The organism is Dorea ammoniilytica (assembly GCF_025567415.1).
In the GTDB taxonomy this organism is placed as follows: Bacteria; Bacillota; Clostridia; order Lachnospirales; family Lachnospiraceae; genus Claveliimonas; species Claveliimonas ammoniilytica.
On record NZ_JAOQJV010000001.1, the window covers coordinates 45,309 to 64,199 of the forward strand.

Here is an 18,891-nt window from a genome sequence, read left to right on the forward strand (position 1 = left end):
AGATGGTAAAAGAAGCTGTAGAAGAAGCTAAAAAAGCGGCTTCAGAAGCAGAAGCTGAGAAGCCTGAGGCTGAAGCCGAAGAACAGAAAAGTTCAGAGGAAGCAGCGGAACAGGCAGAAGCCGATAAAGAAGAAGCTTCAGAAGGAAAGAAGGGAAAGCTTTTCGGTAAGAAGAAAAAAGACAAAAAGGACGAGAAGATTGAAGAGCTGACAGACAGACTCACTCGTCAGATGGCAGAGTTTGATAACTTCCGCAAGCGTACAGAAAAGGAAAAGTCCCAGATGTACGAGATTGGTGCGAAAGATATCATAGAGAAGATCCTCCCGGTTGTTGATAACTTCGAAAGAGGTCTTGCAGCAGTGGCAGAGGACGACAAAGAAGATCCATTTGTTCAGGGAATGGATAAGATTTACAAACAGTTGATGACCACCCTGGATGGTATCGGTGTGAAACCGATCGAAGCAGTTGGTCAGGAATTTAACCCGGATTTCCACAATGCAGTGATGCATGAGGAGAATGAAGAAGCCGGTGAGAATACGATCACCGAAGAATTCCAGAAGGGTTATATGTATCGTGACTCCGTAGTGAGACACAGTATGGTAAAGGTTGCAAATTAAGGAGGAAATAGACATGGGAAAAATTATTGGTATTGATTTAGGTACAACAAACAGTTGTGTAGCTGTTATGGAAGGTGGTCAGCCGACCGTTATTGCTAATACAGAAGGAGCAAGAACAACACCATCTGTTGTAGCATTTACAAAGACAGGCGAGCGTCTGGTAGGTGAGCCTGCAAAGCGTCAGGCAGTAACTAATGCAGAGAAGACAATCTCTTCTATCAAGAGAGAGATGGGTACAGATTATAAAGTAACGATTGATGGTAAGAAATATTCTCCACAGGAGATCTCAGCAATGATCCTTCAGAAGCTGAAAGCTGATGCAGAAGGATACCTCGGTGAAAAGGTTACAGAGGCAGTTATCACTGTTCCTGCTTATTTCAATGATGCTCAGCGTCAGGCTACCAAGGATGCAGGTAAGATCGCAGGACTTGATGTAAAACGTATTATCAATGAGCCTACAGCAGCAGCACTTGCTTATGGTCTTGATAATGAGAAAGAGCAGAAGATTATGGTATACGACCTTGGTGGTGGTACATTCGATGTATCCGTAATCGAGATCGGTGATGGCGTTATCGAAGTACTTTCTACAGCTGGTAATAACAGACTTGGTGGAGATGACTTCGACCAGAAGATTACAGATTATATGCTTTCTGAGTTCAAGAAACAGGAAGGCGTAGATCTTTCTACAGATAAGATGGCACTGCAGAGACTGAAAGAAGCAGCTGAGAAAGCTAAGAAAGAACTTTCTTCTGCAACAACAACTAATATCAACCTTCCATTCATCACTGCAACAAGTGAAGGACCGAAGCATTTTGATATGAACCTTACAAGAGCTAAATTCGATGAATTAACTCACGATCTGGTAGAGAAGACAGCTGAGCCTGTAACAAGAGCTCTGGCAGATGCTGGTATTACAGCTTCTGAACTTGGTCAGGTACTGCTGGTAGGTGGATCTACACGTATCCCGGCTGTACAGGACAAAGTAAGACAGATGACAGGCAAAGAGCCTAGCAAATCTCTGAATCCTGATGAGTGTGTAGCACTTGGTGCTTCCGTACAGGGTGGTAAGCTTGCAGGAGATGCCGGCGCAGGTGATATCCTTCTTCTTGATGTTACTCCACTTTCACTGTCTATTGAGACAATGGGCGGTGTGGCTACAAGACTGATCGAGAGAAATACTACAATTCCTACTAAGAAGAGTCAGATCTTCTCTACAGCAGCTGATAATCAGACAGCTGTAGATATCAACGTAGTACAGGGCGAGAGACAGTTCGCAAGAGATAACAAATCCCTTGGACAGTTCCGTCTGGATGGTATTCCGCCGGCAAGACGTGGTGTACCACAGATCGAAGTTACATTTGATATCGATGCCAACGGTATTGTAAATGTATCCGCTAAGGATCTTGGAACAGGTAAGGAACAGCATATTACAATCACAGCTGGTTCTAATATGTCTGATGATGAGATCGATAAGGCTGTAAAGGAAGCAGCAGAGTTCGAAGCTCAGGACAAGAAACGTAAAGAAGCAATCGATGCTAAGAATGATGCAGATGCTATGGTATTCCAGACAGAGAAAGCTATGGATGAAGTTGGCGACAAGATTGATGCTGCAGACAAGGCTGCTGTTGAGGCAGATTGCAAAGCACTGAAAGAGCTTCTTGAGAAAGTAAATATGGATGATATCTCCGATGCACAGGTTGCAGAAATCAACGCTGGCAAAGAGAAACTGATGCAGAGTGCACAGAAGCTGTTTGCTAAGGTATATGAGCAGTCACAGGGTGCACAGGGCGCAGGTCCTAACCCAGGAGCAGGCGCAGGTCCGAATCCGGGACCGGCTCCGGAAGGATTTGACGGAGATGACGTTGTAGACGGAGATTATAAAGAGGTATAATCCTTGAGTGACCAGAAACTGGTACTAAGGTGGTTCTGCTGGGCCGGTGGAGGTGACGAAACCGGTCTGGCAGATTTCTTTGTATAAAAATATTTATGATGCCAGGGTCAAAAGGTCTAAATCCACATGAGCTCGCTCATAAGTGGATGAAAGACCTTGGAACCCGCCCCAATATGAGCCTAAAAGTGGGATGCTAATCCCACGATATGCGAATAATTGGGAGGATTGTGGGAGTGCATAGCACGGAACAATCCGCAGGCATCATAGTTGGGGGCTTTTGACCCCAACATCATATTTATGTAAAAACTGCATGTTTTGAATTAAGGAGAAGTGGTTATGGCGGAGAAACGCGACTATTATGAGGTGCTTGGAGTCAGCAAGGATGTTGATGATGCAACTCTGAAGAAAGCATACAGAAAGGTTGCTAAGAAATACCATCCGGATATGAATCCGGGAGACAAGGAAGCTGAGAAGAAGTTCAAAGAAGCTTCGGAGGCATATGCTGTACTTAGTGACCCGGAGAAGAGAAGACAGTATGATCAGTTCGGTCATGCGGCATTTGAAGGCGGTGCAGGTGGTGCCGGCGGATATGGTGGATTTGATTTTAATGGTGCTGATTTTAGCGATATATTCGGAGATATATTTGGAGATTTGTTTGGCGGCAGCCGCAGAGGCGGCGGTCGTGCAAATCAGGGGCCAATGAAAGGTATGAACATTCGTAAAGCAGTGCGCATCACCTTTGAAGAGGCTGTGTTTGGATGTGAAAAAGAGATTGATGTAGTATTGAAAGATCCTTGTACCAAGTGTAATGGTACCGGAGCTAAGCCGGGTACTTCACCGGAGACCTGTAGCAAATGTGGCGGCAAAGGTCAGGTTGTCTATACACAGCAGTCATTGTTTGGTATGGTACAGAATGTACAGACTTGTCCGGACTGTGGCGGAACCGGTAAGATTATCCGTGAGAAGTGTCCGGATTGTGGAGGTACGGGATATACATCCAGCAGAAAGAAGATTTCGGTATCGATTCCTGCAGGTATTGATAATGGTCAGAGTGTACGTATTCGCGAAAAGGGTGAACCAGGTGTAAATGGTGGACCGAGAGGAGATCTGCTGGTAGAGGTGGCTGTATCCAGACATCCAATCTTCCAGAGACAGGATATGCATATCTTCTCTACCGTACCGATTTCCTTTGCACAGGCAGCACTTGGCGGTGATGTGAAGATTAAGACGGTAGACGGGGATGTTATTTATACGGTTAAGCCAGGCACAAAAACGGATACGAAGATTCGATTAAAAGGCAAAGGTGTACCGTCTGTACGTAATTCTCAGATCCGTGGAGATCACTACGTAACGCTGGTAATCCAGACACCGGAGAAGCTGAGTGCAGAGGCGAAAGAGGCATTGCGCAGGTTTGATGAACTGTCCGGTAATTCACTGAATCAGAATCTGGATGACAAGAAGCACAAAGCGAAGAAAAGTTTCAAAGAAAAAGTAAAAGAAGCGTTTGAAGATTAACGGATTTGTGCATAGGGGGATATATGATCTTACTCAGTAAAGAAGAAATAGAAAAGCTGATTGATCCAAATGAAATGATGGATCAGATTGAAGAGGCATATCGCTTGTATGGAGAGAATCAATTCTTCATGCCGCCTCGTCCGGTGATTGAACATGATAATAAGTCGTTGATTTATATGCCATGCTATACGGATGAGGTGATTGGCACCAAGATTCTGACGATATTTCCGGAGAATTCAAAGCTTGGACTTCCGTCTATTGATGGCGTAATCCTGCTGAATAATGCTGTGACAGGTGCTCCGGAAGCATTGCTTGACGGACAGTCTGTGACTGCTTGGAGGACAGGTGCAGTTGGCGGTGTGGGTATCCGTCATCTGTCACGTAAGGATTGCCATACAGTAGGCGTCATAGGAGCAGGAGTGCAGGGATTCCATCTGGCATTATATGCATGCGCAGCCAGAGATATCCATACCGTATACATTTACAATCACAGTGACAGAGATCTTACAGATTTTATTGCAAGATTGGAGAAAGCGATTGATAATCCGAATACAAAAGTGGTATGGTGTAAGAAGACAGAAGAACTGGTGAAACACAGTGATATTATCTGTACCGCTACACCATCCGCCGTTCCGGTACTTCCGAACGATAAGGAACTGCTGCGTGGCAAATGTATTATCGCAATCGGATCATACACACCGGAGATGCGTGAGATACCGGATGCCATCTGGGATCTGACGGATAAGGTATATATCGAGCTTCCGTATGCATGTGAGGAGGCGGGTGATCTCAGTCAGCCGATTGCAGAGGGAAGATTGAAAAAAGAGCAGGCGGTTCTTATGAGTGATTTCCTGAAATCCGATGCAGATGAAGACCAGATTGCGGCGGGTACAACATATTTCAAATCCGTAGGAATGGCACTCTTCGATATATGTGTGGCACAGAAATTATTAGCAAAGTCAAAGGAGAAACAGCAATGAAAGTAGTAGCAACAGAAAAAGCACCAAAAGCATTAGGACCATATTCGCAGGGATACGTACACGCCGGTGTACTGTACACGGCAGGACAGATTGCAATTGATCCGGCAGTGAACGATGTAACTGCAACTACGATTGAAGAACAGACAGAGCAGGTATGCAAGAACCTGGGTGAAGTTCTGAAAGAAGCAGGAACAGATTTTGCACATGTACTTAAGACCACATGTTTCCTGGCTGATATGGGAGACTTTGGTGCATTTAATGAAGTATATGGTAAGTACTTTACATCCAAACCAGCAAGAAGCTGTGTTGCAGTAAAGACTCTTCCAAAGGGAGTTTTGTGTGAAGTAGAACTGATTGCTGCAGTAGAAGAGTAGGAGGAATCATCATGGCAGAACAGCAGAATGGATGCACACCATCCGATTGTGCCAGCTGTGCGCAGGGGGCTACATGTGGAAAGAAACCGGTAGATTTGCATGAACCGGCGAATCCATATTCTCATGTTAATAAAGTGATTGCCGTAGTTAGCGGCAAGGGTGGTGTCGGCAAGTCTATGGTAACCGCATCACTTGCACGTATGATGCGTGAACAGGGATTTTCTGTAGGTATTATGGATGCGGACATTACAGGACCGTCGATTCCGAAGATGTATGGTATTCACGAGTCTGCAAAGGGCAGTGATGCCGGAATGTTCCCTTGCGAAGCAAAGGATGGCACTCGTATTATGTCGGTGAATCTTTTGCTGGAGCATGAGGAAGATCCGGTTATTTGGCGTGGACCTGTGATCGCAGGCGTAGTAAAACAGTTTTGGACTGACGTTATGTGGGGCGAGCTAGATTATCTCTTTATTGATATGCCGCCTGGAACCGGTGATGTACCGCTGACAGTATTTCAGTCGCTTCCGGTGGATGGAGTAGTAATCGTAACATCTCCGCAGGATCTGGTCAGAATGATCGTGAAGAAGGCTTACAATATGGCAGAAGCTATGCATATTCCAGTACTTGGTATTGTAGAAAACTATAGTTATCTGAAGTGTCCGGATTGTGGTAAAAAGATTTCTGTATTTGGTGAAAGCCATATTGATGAGATTGCAGAAGAGCTTGGCGTTCCGGTACTCGGTAAGATGCCGATCGATCCGGCACTTGCGGAGGCAGTGGAGTCGGAGAAATTCTACGAGAGTGACAACCAGTATCTTTCGGGTGCAGTGAACAAATTGTAATCTCTGGATTTGCAGATTTTATAATTACAGATTTGGAATGATAGAAGCAGTGTGTATAGGATGTACATGCTGCTTTCTTTATATCTATGCTTATAGATTAAAACTATAAGTAGGTTCGTTTATACACATTATCAATTAGACAGTCACGAGGATATGTAGGATAATTAAGATGTTATATATAAGTCAATTTAGGAAAGAGAGGGTACGAAAATGACTTTATGTGATTCAAAGAAAAAACTTGCGCTGGCAGGCGCAGGCTGTGGCGTTGTAGCTGCAGTTCTTGCATTCCTCGGCAACCCGGCAAATATGGCATTCTGTATTGCTTGCTTTGTCCGTGATATGGCTGGTTCGTTGGGAATGCATCAGGCGGAAGTAGTACAGTATGCGAGACCAGAGATCATTGGACTGGTACTGGGTTCCTTTATTATCTCTGTTGCAACGAAAGAGTATCGTTCGACAGCAGGGTCATCACCGATGATTCGTTTTATCCTTGGTATGATCATTATGATTGGTTCTCTTGTATTCTTAGGATGCCCATTGCGTATGGTGATCCGTATGTCAGCAGGAGATCTGAATGCATGGGTAGCATTGATCGGATTTATCCTTGGTGTAGGTACCGGTACGATCATGCTGAAGAAAGGAAGTACACTGGGACGTGCACATGAGACTAATCAGGCAAGTGGTACGGTGCTTCCAATCCTTATGATTGGGGTCCTGATCCTTGCACTTTTCACAAGCCTTCTGAAAAGCAGCACAGCGGGACCGGGAAGTATGCATGCACCAATCATCGCTTCATTAATCGGAGGTCTTGTGTTTGGAGCATTTGCTCAGAAATCAAGAATGTGTTTTGCTGGCGGTATTCGTGACGTGATTCTTATGAAGAATTTTGATCTTTTGACAATTATCGGAAGTCTGTTTGTTGTAATGCTGATCTTCAACATCGCAACAGGAAGATTTGTACTTGGATTCAATACACCTGGTATTATTGCTCATTCCGAGCATCTGTGGAATATCCTTGGTATGTATGTAGTTGGTTTTGCTGCAGTACTTGCTGGTGGATGTCCGCTTCGTCAGCTGATTCTTGCAGGACAGGGATCTTCTGATTCGGCAGTGACTGTGCTTGGAATGTTCATAGGTGCTGCACTGTGCCATAACCTTGGACTGGCTTCCAGTGGTACAGCAATTAATCCTGAAACTAAGAAAGTTGTTGCCGGAGCTGTAACAGCTAATGGTAAGGTAGCGGTAATTATTTGTATTATCGCATGCTTTGTGATTGCATTTACTAATAAACGCAAAATTGCAGCAATCACAAACAAATAAGTATCAATAGAATAAAAAATCCGAATGAAAGGAAGGCACCATTATGGTAGAAGTAGATGCAAGAGGATTATCCTGCCCAGAGCCAATCATGCTGACAGCAGAGGCACTGGCAAGTGCAAACGGACCGGTTAAGGTACTCGTAAGCGAGCCACATCAGAAGACGAATGTTGAGAAGCTCGCCAGGGATCGTGGCAAGAAGACATCGGTTACAGAAGATGGTACAGATTTTGTGATCATAATTGAATAAGATATAATGAAATGGAGCAGTTCTGGGAAAAACGGGGCTGCTTCTTTCTTATCTATGTGACCTTACATTTATCTTACATTTGCGGTTTTGGGAGGAATTGTATGGTAACCTGTGGTAAAATATGCGGATAAGGAGGAATGTGGAAATGTATCGAATCCTGATTATAGAAGATGATTTTACGATGGCAGAAGCCATGAAAAAACAGATTGAATCATGGGGCAATGAAGTGCGTCTGGTATTGGATTTTCAGAATGTGATTCATGAATTTATAGAATATGATCCACACATGGTGCTGATTGATATTATGCTTCCGTTTTTTAACGGTTATCACTGGTGTAGCGAGATACGGAAGATTTCCGATATTCCGGTAATTTTCATTTCTTCAGCATCTGATAATATGAATATTATTATGGCAATGAATATGGGGGCAGATGATTTTATTCCGAAGCCGGTGGATCTGAATGTGATGATCGCAAAGATCCAGGCGGTACTCCGAAGAACCTATGACAGAAGTAATCAGGTGCCGGTGCTGGAATGCGGAGGAGCAGTATTGAATCTGAATGATACGACGTTGAACTGGAATGATCAGAAGATTGAACTGACGCGGAACGAATTTCGTATTTTGAAGACCTTGATGGAGAATCGAGGCAAGATTGTCAGCAGAGATACGCTTATGACAAGGCTTTGGGAAGATGACTGTTATGTAGAAGAGAATACTTTGACTGTAAATGTAACCAGACTTCGTAAGAAATTAGAACAGGCGGGTCTGAAAGATTTTATCACGACCAGAGTGGGACACGGATATCTGATTGAACTGCCGGAGGAACATGAGTGATGAAAAAGGAACGGATAGGAGAACTGCTGAGATGGTATATGCGCGAGCATAAGCGGTGGATCTGGTTGGTTATATTACTGGGTGTGATCTATGGAAGCGTGTTTTATCTGTATAATGTTCCGGTAGAAGCGGCGGCGTATGGAACGGTACTTGGTGTGACCTTTCTTCTGGTTATGAATGTGTTATGGTTCTGGAAGTTCTGCAGAAAGCACCGGAAGAGAATGGAATTGATACCAGGAATTGAGTATGCATACCGAGATATGCCGGAGGCAGATACATTGGCAGAAAAAGATTACCAGCAGATGGTTATGGATCTTGGAAAGAGTTGCTATGAACACCTTGTGGAACTGGAGAATCAGGAGCAGGAGAGCAAAGAGTATTATACAATCTGGGTACATCAGATTAAGACGCCGATCGCTGTGATGCGGATGATTCTGCAGGAGGAAGATACCAGACAGAACAGAGAGCTTTTGGCAGAGCTGTTTCGGATTGAACAATATGCGGAAATGGCACTGTCCTACATTCGTCTGGAAAGCCGTGAGTCGGATTTTGTAATAAAAGAATATAATCTGGACGATATCATACGACAGGCAATCCACAGGTATGCACCACAGTTTATTCGGAGAAAATTGCGTCTGGTGTACGAGCCGACAGAAGTAAAAGTATTGACGGATGAAAAGTGGCTGTTATTTATTTTAGAGCAGATTATTTCCAATGCGGTGAAATATACGCCATCGGGAACCGTTACGATCCGGGTGACGGAAGATAAAAAATTGTCGGTGGAGGATACCGGGATTGGCATTGCGCCAGAGGATCTGCCGAGAATATTTGAAAAAGGTTTTACCGGATATAATGGTAGAAATGATAAAAAGGCGACAGGACTTGGGCTAAATCTTTGCCGAAAAGCGGCCGAACATCTGAACGTCGGGATCGCAGTTGAATCAAAGCCGGGAGTTGGCAGCTGTTTTACACTGGATCTGAAGGAACGTCAGTTTAATATTGAATGATTGGATAGCGTCTTTCAAAAATGTCACATGAGATGGTCATATTGTCACCGGAATCGATGTCTGACAGAGCAGGGCAGGTCTATACTGATAGCAGAACAGAAAAAGGAGGTTATAGATAATGATTATTTTAGAAGTATCATGTCTGAAAAAAGTATATACGACTCGTCTGGGTGGCAATCAGGTACAGGCTCTGGCGGATGTGTCATTTTCGGTAGAAGAAGGAGAATACGTGGCAATCATGGGAGAGTCCGGATCCGGTAAGAGTACGCTGCTGAATATTCTGGCAGCACTGGATCGCCCGACAGGAGGAAGAGTGAAACTGGATGGAAAAGATATAGGGCTGATCCGAGACAAGGAGATTACAAAGTTCCGCAGAGAAAACCTTGGATTTGTATTTCAGGATTTTAATCTGCTCGATACGTTCAGCCTGAGGGATAACATTTTTCTTCCGTTGGTATTATCCAGAAAAAGCGTGAAGGAGATGAACAGCCGCCTGCTTCCGATCGCGCATAAGCTTGGTATCCGAGATCTGTTGGATAAGTATCCATACGAAGTGTCAGGTGGACAGAAACAGCGTGTGGCTGTAGCGCGGGCGCTGATCACGGATCCAAAACTGATCCTTGCAGATGAACCCACCGGAGCTCTGGATTCCAGATCAGCAGATGATCTTCTGCGTCTGTTTGGAGAAGTGAATGAAGAAGGTCAGACGATCCTTATGGTGACACATTCCGCAAGAGCAGCCAGCAGAGCAGGAAGAGTATTGTTTATTAAGGATGGAAGAGTTTTTCATCAGATCTACCGTGGTGACAGTACAGATGAGCAGATGTATCAGAAGATTTCGAATACACTGACATTGCTCGCGACAGGCGGTGAGATGTGATGAAAAAAGGATTTTATGTGAGACTGGCTGCAAATAACATCCGAAAAAATGGTAAACTTTATATTCCGTATCTATTTACCTGTGTGCTGTCGGTGGTTATGTTCTATGTGATGATGTCTTTAAGCCTGGATCCTGCGGTGAAAAAGATGTTTGCAGGGGGAACGCTGAGCCTGATCATGAGGTATGGAACCGTGATCGTAGGTATCTTTGTATTTGCGTTTTTAATGTATTCTAATGCTTTCTTGATGAAACGGAGACAGCGGGAATTTGGAATATTTAATATCCTTGGAATGGAAAAACAGCATCTGGGACATGTGCTTTTTCTGGAAACTATGATGGTGGCAGCGGGAAGTGTAGTGCTTGGTATTCTTTTTGGTATTCTTTTCAGTAAGACCATGTTTTTGATGCTCTGTAAAATAATCGGACAGAAAAATGTATTTGGCTTTTTCATTTCAAGTAAAGCAATACTTGTTACCGCATTTTTATTTGCGGTGATACATTTCTTAATCTATCTGAAAAGCAGAAGGAAGATTCGTGTTTCTCAGCCGATTGAATTGCTACGTGGCAGCAGCGTGGGAGAACGGGAGCCCAAAAGTAAATGGATTCTGGCAATTTTGGGAGCTGTAGCATTAATTGAAGGATATTATCTGGCCTTGTCTGCGAAAGGAACCATAGATTCTATAAAGGTATTTTTTGTAGCAGTTATTCTGGTTATTCTTGCGACCTATCTGCTATTTATAGCAGGCAGTATTGTGATCCTTAAGATGCTCAGAAAAAACCGCAGATTCTATTATAAACCGGAGCATTTCATCAGCGTTTCGGGAATGATGTACCGGATGAAGCAGAATGCAGCGGGTCTTGCGAGCATTTGTATCCTGTCTACGATGGTATTAGTTATGTTGTCGTCTACCGGAAGTCTGATGATTGGAATGGAAGATATGGTACAGGCGCGTCATCCGAATGATTTTGGAATATATATGGATACATCTGATATGGAAAAGAATCAGGAAGTTCTTGATAAGATTAAAATACATTGCGAAGAATATCAGATCGCGGAAAAGGATACGACGGATTATCGATATTATACAGTGACTGGATGTCTGCAGAAGGATCATGTGTTGTTTGATCAGACAAAGTTTGATTATTTAAATGATAATGGCAATCTCAGGATTATGATGGTAATGCCATTGTCCGGGTATTGCGCAATGACAGGGGAAAAAGTAGAATTGTCCGGACAGGAGATGCTTCTGGGAACAGGACGTAATTCATATAAATATTCGAATATGAAACTGATGGATCAGGTGTATAAGGTCAAAGGGAAGGTTCGGCATTTCGAAGGAAATGGTCAGGTGAATTCGAATATTCTGGATTCCTTTACGGTGGTGCTTGCAGATGATACATTTGATGCATTGTACCAGCAGATTAAGGATGCATATAGATATGATATGAAAATATATGAATATTATGGGTTTAATGTATCGCTGAACAAAGATGCACAACTTAAGCTAAAGGATTATATGTGGCAGGCGGTGCAGGATCAGGGCGCAGACAGTATAGATATCGAATGCAGAGAAACGTCCAGAAATGATTTTATTGGAATTTATGGAGGCATGTTTATGCTTGGCATGTTCCTTGGAACCCTTTTTATTATGGCAATGGTGCTGATCATTTATTATAAGCAGGTCTCAGAAGGCTATGAAGACCGGAGACAGTTTGAGATTATGCAGAAGGTAGGTATGTCTCAGCAGGAAATGAAGAAAGTCATCCGTTCCCAGATTCTGATGGTGTTCTTCCTGCCATTAGTGGCAGCGGGTGTGCATATGGCAGTTGCATTTCCAATGATCGGAAATCTTTTGAAAGCATTCAATATGAAGAAAACAGAGTTGTACCGGAATTGTACAATTGGTGTATATCTAGGATTTGCAGTTCTTTATATTCTGATCTACAGTCTGACGGCGAAAGCATATTACAGGATTGTAAAGAAGGCATAAGTATTTTGAAATCCAGAAAAATGAGAATCGTGTATTGACGAAACGAACGTGTGTTTGTATAATAATATCAAACATACGTTCGTTTTTTGTACAGATGAAACAAGGGTACAGAAAGAAGAAAAAGAGGAGGAGCGAAGATGCAGATTTCAGAGAATATGTCTGTGATGGAGAAGCTGCGGATATTGACGGATGCCGCCAAGTATGATGTGGCATGTACTTCTAGCGGTACATCCAGGGGGAATGACGGTACAGGGCTCGGAAGCTGTGTGCAGATGGGGATTTGCCACAGTTTTGCGGCAGACGGCAGATGTATCTCTCTGCTTAAGATCCTTTTTACCAATGAATGTATTTTTGATTGTAAGTATTGTATTAACCGGAGGAGTAATGATGTGCCGAGGGCATCTTTTACTCCGGATGAGATTTGTGAGCTCACGATAGAATTTTATCGGAGAAATTATATTGAGGGATTATTTTTAAGTTCCGGGATACTGAGGAGCCCGGACTATACGATGGAACTGATCTGTGCGGCACTTGAGAAGCTGAGAAAAGTATATCGCTTCCAGGGCTATATCCATGTGAAGGCGATTCCCGGAGCCAGTGAGGAACTGATACAGCGGGCGGGATTTCTGGCAGACAGGATGAGTGTGAATTTGGAACTTGCTACGGCAGAAGGATTAAGAACGCTGGCGCCGCATAAGACCAGAGATAAGATTCTTAAGCCTATGCGGCTGGTGCAGAATGGCAGAAGCCAGAATGCTTATGAATTAAAAGTATACCATCATGCACCGTCTTTTGTGCCGGCAGGACAGAGCACACAGATGATCGTAGGAGCGACACCGGAGACGGATTATCAGATGCTCCATGTGGCAGAGACGTTATATCAGCGGTTTGATCTGAAGCGGGTGTTTTATTCAGCATTTGTGTCAGTGAATGTGGATAAGGCGCTTCCGGCTAAAACAGATCAGGGACCACCGCTTCTCAGAGAGCATCGCCTGTATCAGGCAGACTGGCTTCTTAGGTATTATAAGTTTGAGGCAAAAGAACTGCTGACAGAGGAGGAACCTAATTTCAATCCGTTGTTTGATCCGAAGTGTAACTGGGCGCTCAGACATCTGGAGTATTTTCCGGTGGAAGTGAACCGCGCACCTTATGAGATGCTTCTGCGGGTGCCGGGACTTGGGTACCGGTCGGCAGGACGGATCGTCCGGGCCAGAAGGCTTGGCACATTGGATTTTCAGGATCTGAAGAAGATAGGAGTAGTATTGAAGCGGGCAATGTATTTTCTAACCTGTAATGGGCGTATGATGTATCCGGTGAAGCTGGAACAGGATTATATTGCGAGGAATCTGCTGGATGCAGGAGAAAGGCTGCCACAGGAAGTGCGTGGCATGACGTATCAGCAGTTATCGTTGTTTGATGATGTGAGATTTGGCGGTGGTGTGAATGAAAAGAATTTATGTGTGTGAGAATGAAGTGACAGGACTTTTTTCTGCGCTTTACGATGCGTGGAAGTACCTTGTGCCGGACCATGGAGCAGAGTGTGGAATCCGTTTCCGCGGTCACCTGGAGCAGGAGTTGTTCTGTGAATATACAGAAGTTGAATCGAATGAGAAGAAGGCACTATCGGTGGAACGCATGATTTTATCCCATATGGGGTGGTATGCGTATAAGCTGATCTATCAGGCAGCTCTTTCCGATGATCCGGACAGGGGAGATGTGATCCTTGGGACGATGCTTGCTGCCAGAGAGATCCCGGACAGCAGAAGAATCATGGATCACCTGGGGAATGCGCAGGTGGAACAGACTTTTGAACTTAGCAGAACGGTGAATAATGAGACGACCAGATGGATTGAACTGATACGTTTCCGGGAACTGGAACAGGGAATCCTATATGCCAGATTTGAACCTAAGTGCAGAGTGCTTTCCTGTGTGGCACCACATTTTGCAGAACGGTTGTCGGTTGAAAACTGGATGATACATGATGCGGTTCATGAAGAATATGCGGTGCATGAGGCTGGCAGACAGTGGATATTGGTATCCGGTGAGCATGTGGATGAAGACAGGTTCAGCTCATACTCAGCGAAGGAAGAGACGTTCAGTGAATTGTGGAAAGAATTTACAGAGGCGATCGCGATTAAGGAGAGAAAGAATCCACGATGTCAGATGGGACATCTACCGTTATGGTGCAGAAAGAATCTGGTGGAATTTGAATAACGATCCGATATAGTGTACAATGGTTCATAACAAATCGGAAAGAAAGATGGAAGTTATGGACAGACAAAAAGTAAAGATCTCAGTCCGTAATCTGGTGGAATTCATCCTTAGGAGCGGAGATATTGACAATCGAATAGCAGCGCAGGACAAGGATGCTATGCAGATGGGAGCAAAGCTTCACCGCAAGATTCAGAAACGGATGGGGGCCTCTTATCATCCGGAGGTTACGCTGCGCCGGGTGGTGGAATTTGATACATTCGACATACAGGTAGAAGGTCGGGCAGATGGAATTATTGAGGAAGAACGGATATGTATCGATGAGATTAAAGGTGTGTTCAAGGATCTGGAGCGGATGGAAGAGCCGGTTCCGGTACATCTGGCACAGGCGAAGTGTTATGCCTGTATTTATGCAAGAGAAAAGGAATTGGCTGAGATTGATGTGCAGATGACTTACTGTAATATGGAGACAGAGGATATTCGCAGGTTCCGTGAGTCATATAAGGCAGACGAGCTGGAAGAATGGTTTATGGATCTGATGCATCGGTATGAGAAGTGGGCAAGATTCCAGATTGAATGGCGGGAAGAACGCAATGCATCTGTGAAGCAGGTGGAGTTTCCTTATGATTACCGAAAGGGACAGCGAGAACTGGTATCGTCAGTATATCGAACGATCCTGCGAAAGAAGAAATTATTTATTCAGGCACCTACAGGTACGGGGAAGACTCTGGCAACCGTGTTTCCTGCGGTGAAGGCAGTGGGTGAAGGGCTTGGAGAAAAGATCTTTTATCTGACAGCAAAGACGATTACCAGAACGGCAGCCGCAGGTGCATTTAATACTCTGAAAGAACAGGGATTGAAGTATAAAGTGATTACGCTGACTGCAAAAGAGAAGATCTGTTTTTGCGATAAAGCGGAGTGCAATCCTGAGTACTGTTCTTATGCAAAGGGACATTTTGACCGGGTGAATGATGCAGTTTATGAATTGATCACAGGACAGGATGCAGTCACCAGAAGCGTGTTGGAAGAACAGGCGGAGAAATGGCAGGTATGTCCATTTGAACTGGGGCTTGATACTGCAATCTGGATGGATGCCGTAATCTGTGATTATAATTATGTGTTTGATCCTAACGCTCATCTGAAGCGTTTTTTTGGAGAGGGCGTAAAAGGAGAATATCTGTTTTTGATCGATGAGGCGCATAATCTTGTAGAACGCGGCAGAGAAATGTACAGTGCCAGTCTGTGCAAAGAAGAAATCTTACGGGTGAAGCGACAGGTAAAGCATATTGATGTGAGACTGACAAAGCGCTTGGAAGAGTGCAATCGACAATTGTTGGAACTAAAGAGAAACTGTGATGGTGTGACGGTGCTTGACAGCGTGATGCATATTTATCTGAAATTGTTATCACTGATGGCGGAGATGGAACGGTTCCTGGAGGATTATAAGCAGTTTGCAGAGCGCGAGGATGTACTGAAGTTATATTTTGAAGTACGTATGTTTATTACGGTGTATGAGAAGCTGGATGAAAATTATCTGATCTATGCAGAACTTGCAAAGGATGGAGAGTTTTTCCTCCGCCTGTTTTGTGTGAATCCTGCGGTGAATCTCAAAGAATATATTGAGAAAGGGAATAGTACGATATTGTTTTCGGCTACATTACTGCCGATACAGTATTATAAAGAACTGCTCAGCACAGAGAAGGATGATTATGCAGTGTATGCGGAAACGGTATTTGAAGAAAGCCAGAGCAGATTATTGCTGGGAACGGATGTGAGTACCAGATATACCATGCGAGGCGAGACGATGTACCGACGGTATGCAGAATATCTTTATGAGATGGCATCTGCCAAAGAAGGCAATTACATGTCTTTCTTTCCGTCTTATCATTTTTTGGAACAGGTATATGACGCTTTTGTAGAATTAGCAGACAGGAAACAGAGCGCATCAGAAGGAAGAGAAGAGTATAATGTCGGACAGATTGAGTGTCTGGTACAGGCACCTTATATGTCGGAAGAAGCACGGGAAATCTTTCTGGAAGGGTTTGAAGAGGAACGTGAGGGAAGTCTGATGGGCTTCTGTGTTATGGGCGGAGTTTTCTCGGAAGGGATTGATCTTGCAAAAGAGCGTCTGATCGGAGCTGTGATCGTGGGAACAGGACTTCCGCAGGTCTGCCTGGAGCGGGAGCTTTTGAAGAATTATTTTGACGCCAGAGGTCAGAATGGTTTTGATTATGCTTATGTATATCCTGGAATGAACAAAGTACAGCAATCGGCAGGAAGAGTAATCCGGACGGAAGAAGACAGAGGTGTGATTCTTTTGCTGGATGAACGTTTTCGGGAAGCCAGATATAGAAATACCTTTCCACGAGAGTGGAAAGGCATCCAGTATTGCAATATTCATAATGTGAGAGATCAGATTCAAAGTTTCTGGTCCGGCAGTTCAGTAAAGTAAGTTAAGAACTCTGTCACAGCCGGAGATACCGGAAGTTTATCGTTGTAGACAACAGCAAGTTCTCTCTGTGGCAGGGATTCTCTGGTTTCTACAATAAAGAGTTCATCGGAATCATCAGGTACACAGTAGTCAGGAACAAAGGCAACGCCTAATCCGATACGTGCAAGGTCGATCAGCAGGTCGTTACTGCTGAGTTCTGCTTCCGGAACCAGTTCCAGCTGGTGCTGTTGAAAGAGACTGTGCAAGAATTCGCTTGTGGTACTTTGCTTGTCCAGCATCAGAAGCGGATACTCAGAGAGTTCTGCAAGTGAAAGCTTTCGATCTTTTAACTGCGAGAAAGACTGGTTAGCTACAAATACATCCCGAAACTGTTTGATCCGTTTGATAGACCAGAGATTGTTCAGGTAAGCATTTGGATAGTTTACGACGATAAAGTCTGCCTGCCCGTTTTTCAGGATATCGACACAGCGGATAGAAGTTGCATTGATGACTTTGATATGCAGATTCGGGAATGCCTGATGAAACCGTTCAATATATGGCACCAGAAAATACCGACATATTGTGTCACTGGCGGCAATTCGGATCTGTCCACCGGTAGTGATGGATTCCAGAAGCTGTGATTCGCCGCGGCGGATCAGGCTGATCGCCGGTTCGATGTGACGGAGCAGAATCTCGCCTTCCGGAGTCAGGCGTACCTTCTTAGTGCTGCGGATGAAGAGAGTCTGAGACAATTTTCCTTCCAGCGCTTTGATAGACTGGCTGACTGCCGATTGAGATATGTAGAGCTTTTTAGAAGCTTCTGAAAAGCTTAAAGTAGTTGCTACATAGTAAAATACTTTATATAATTCATAATTAATATCCATTGCAAATTCCTCCCATTAGGAAATATTATAAGGGAAAAAGGATGGAATGACAATAAAGAATAGACAAGGAGAAATAAAATGAAGCAAACACAGAAGATTTCTGCAGTGATTATGATGTTTTTACTGATAGGTGTACTTTTGCTGACCAGTTTTCAAGTGGCAATCTATGGTGATAGTCAGTACAGATTCTATGAAAGAGAATATAAGAAGTATCAGGTGGCAGACAGTCTGAATATGACGATGGATAATATTATGGATGTGACAGACCAGATGATGGCATATCTGATCGGAAAGAAGGCAGAACTTTCAGTAATTACAGATGTAGATGGTGAAACACAGGATTTCTTCAATGAACAGGACAGGTTTCATATGGGAGAAGTAAAGGATCTGTTTCTTGGAGGACTTAAGATACGTAATATTATGCTGGTGGCAGTACTGCTGATCTTGATACTGCTGGCGGCACGGAAAGCAGATCTGATAAAGCTGCTTCCAAGGGCGTATTTTGTGACACTTGGCATTACTGGTGTGATAACAATAGTGTTAGGAGTACTGTTTGCTTCAGATTTTGATAAATATTTTCGCATTTTTCATGAGATATTTTTTGATAATGATCAATGGATGTTTGATCCGGCGACAGACTATATGATCCGTATGCTTCCGGAGGGATTTTTTTATGATTTCGTATTTCGGATCGGAGGATTTTTTGTAGGAAGTCTGGCAGTATTAGGGGTTGTATCTGCAGTTTGCATCTTCATCGAGAAACGTAAAAAGAAAAATTAAGTGATTAGATAGACTTATAAAAGAGTTAAGTTATATTAATTTCATTAATAACATCAGGCGTGGTATGATAAGACATAGATAAGAAG

Annotated in this window: 17 protein-coding genes; 16 read left to right on the plus strand and 1 reads right to left on the minus strand. The window is 43.8% G+C overall.

Going from position 1 to position 18,891, the window contains the following annotated elements; all coding sequences use genetic code 11:
• The first annotated feature begins 2 nt into the window (after positions 1–2).
• The 15 genes from grpE (at position 3) to OCV65_RS00285 (ending at position 17,162) form a co-directional block, all read left to right on the plus strand.
• The gene (gene grpE / locus OCV65_RS00215) at positions 3–617 is read left to right on the plus strand and encodes a nucleotide exchange factor GrpE (protein WP_262580768.1); all 615 of its coding nucleotides are present in this window, start codon (positions 3–5) and stop codon (positions 615–617) included.
• A gap of 13 nt (positions 618–630) precedes the next feature.
• A complete protein-coding gene (gene dnaK, locus OCV65_RS00220; RefSeq protein ID WP_262580493.1) occupies positions 631–2,508 on the plus strand; it encodes a molecular chaperone DnaK in 1,878 nt (625 codons plus the stop codon).
• 336 nt (positions 2,509–2,844) lie between these two features.
• Positions 2,845–4,023, plus strand: coding sequence for a molecular chaperone DnaJ (dnaJ, locus tag OCV65_RS00225; protein WP_262580494.1), 1,179 nt, complete (start codon positions 2,845–2,847; stop codon positions 4,021–4,023).
• Between the two features lie 23 nt (positions 4,024–4,046).
• Positions 4,047–5,003 (plus strand): ornithine cyclodeaminase family protein, encoded by a 957-nt coding sequence (locus OCV65_RS00230; protein ID WP_262580496.1) that lies wholly within the window; start codon positions 4,047–4,049, stop codon positions 5,001–5,003.
• Positions 5,000–5,377 (plus strand): Rid family detoxifying hydrolase, encoded by a 378-nt coding sequence (locus tag OCV65_RS00235; RefSeq protein ID WP_118451751.1) that lies wholly within the window; start codon positions 5,000–5,002, stop codon positions 5,375–5,377. Before OCV65_RS00230 ends, OCV65_RS00235 begins: the two co-directional genes overlap by 4 nt.
• Positions 5,378–5,388: 11 nt before the next feature.
• On the plus strand, positions 5,389–6,219 hold the full coding sequence (locus OCV65_RS00240; RefSeq protein WP_262580497.1) for an Mrp/NBP35 family ATP-binding protein: 831 nt from the start codon (positions 5,389–5,391) through the stop codon (positions 6,217–6,219).
• Positions 6,220–6,429: 210 nt separating this feature from the next.
• A complete protein-coding gene (gene yedE / locus OCV65_RS00245) occupies positions 6,430–7,539 on the plus strand; it encodes a YedE family putative selenium transporter (protein ID WP_262580498.1) in 1,110 nt (369 codons plus the stop codon).
• Between the two features lie 43 nt (positions 7,540–7,582).
• Positions 7,583–7,786 carry a sulfurtransferase TusA family protein gene (locus OCV65_RS00250; protein WP_262580499.1) on the plus strand — a complete coding sequence of 68 codons (204 nt, stop codon included), beginning with the start codon at positions 7,583–7,585 and terminating at the stop codon, positions 7,784–7,786.
• A gap of 145 nt (positions 7,787–7,931) precedes the next feature.
• Positions 7,932–8,621, plus strand: coding sequence for a response regulator transcription factor (locus tag OCV65_RS00255; RefSeq protein WP_262580500.1), 690 nt, complete (start codon positions 7,932–7,934; stop codon positions 8,619–8,621).
• On the plus strand, positions 8,621–9,628 hold the full coding sequence (locus OCV65_RS00260) for a sensor histidine kinase (protein ID WP_262580501.1): 1,008 nt from the start codon (positions 8,621–8,623) through the stop codon (positions 9,626–9,628). The genes OCV65_RS00255 and OCV65_RS00260 overlap by 1 nt, the downstream gene beginning before the upstream one ends.
• 118 nt (positions 9,629–9,746) lie before the next feature.
• Complete coding sequence (locus OCV65_RS00265; RefSeq protein WP_262580502.1) at positions 9,747–10,508, plus strand: ABC transporter ATP-binding protein; 762 nt, start codon at positions 9,747–9,749, stop codon at positions 10,506–10,508.
• Complete coding sequence (locus OCV65_RS00270) at positions 10,508–12,499, plus strand: ABC transporter permease (RefSeq protein WP_262580503.1); 1,992 nt, start codon at positions 10,508–10,510, stop codon at positions 12,497–12,499. The genes OCV65_RS00265 and OCV65_RS00270 overlap by 1 nt, the downstream gene beginning before the upstream one ends.
• Before the next feature lie 137 nt (positions 12,500–12,636).
• A complete protein-coding gene (locus tag OCV65_RS00275) occupies positions 12,637–13,965 on the plus strand; it encodes a putative DNA modification/repair radical SAM protein (protein WP_262580504.1) in 1,329 nt (442 codons plus the stop codon).
• Positions 13,943–14,713 carry a TIGR03915 family putative DNA repair protein gene (locus tag OCV65_RS00280; protein ID WP_262580505.1) on the plus strand — a complete coding sequence of 257 codons (771 nt, stop codon included), beginning with the start codon at positions 13,943–13,945 and terminating at the stop codon, positions 14,711–14,713. Before OCV65_RS00275 ends, OCV65_RS00280 begins: the two co-directional genes overlap by 23 nt.
• A gap of 55 nt (positions 14,714–14,768) precedes the next feature.
• Entirely contained in the window at positions 14,769–17,162 is a 2,394-nt protein-coding gene (locus OCV65_RS00285) for an ATP-dependent DNA helicase (RefSeq protein ID WP_262580506.1), read from the plus strand.
• On the opposite strand, the gene OCV65_RS00290 is transcribed toward OCV65_RS00285, so the two are convergent.
• Positions 17,129–18,025, minus strand: coding sequence for a LysR family transcriptional regulator (locus OCV65_RS00290; protein ID WP_118451758.1), 897 nt, complete (start codon positions 18,023–18,025; stop codon positions 17,129–17,131). The genes OCV65_RS00285 and OCV65_RS00290 overlap by 34 nt on opposite strands.
• 78 nt (positions 18,026–18,103) lie before the next feature.
• Between OCV65_RS00290 and OCV65_RS00295 the strand changes: the two genes are divergently transcribed.
• Positions 18,104–18,805: a TIGR01906 family membrane protein gene (locus OCV65_RS00295; RefSeq protein ID WP_262580507.1), complete on the plus strand. Its 702-nt coding sequence runs from the start codon at positions 18,104–18,106 to the stop codon at positions 18,803–18,805.
• The last annotated feature ends 86 nt before the right edge of the window (positions 18,806–18,891 follow it).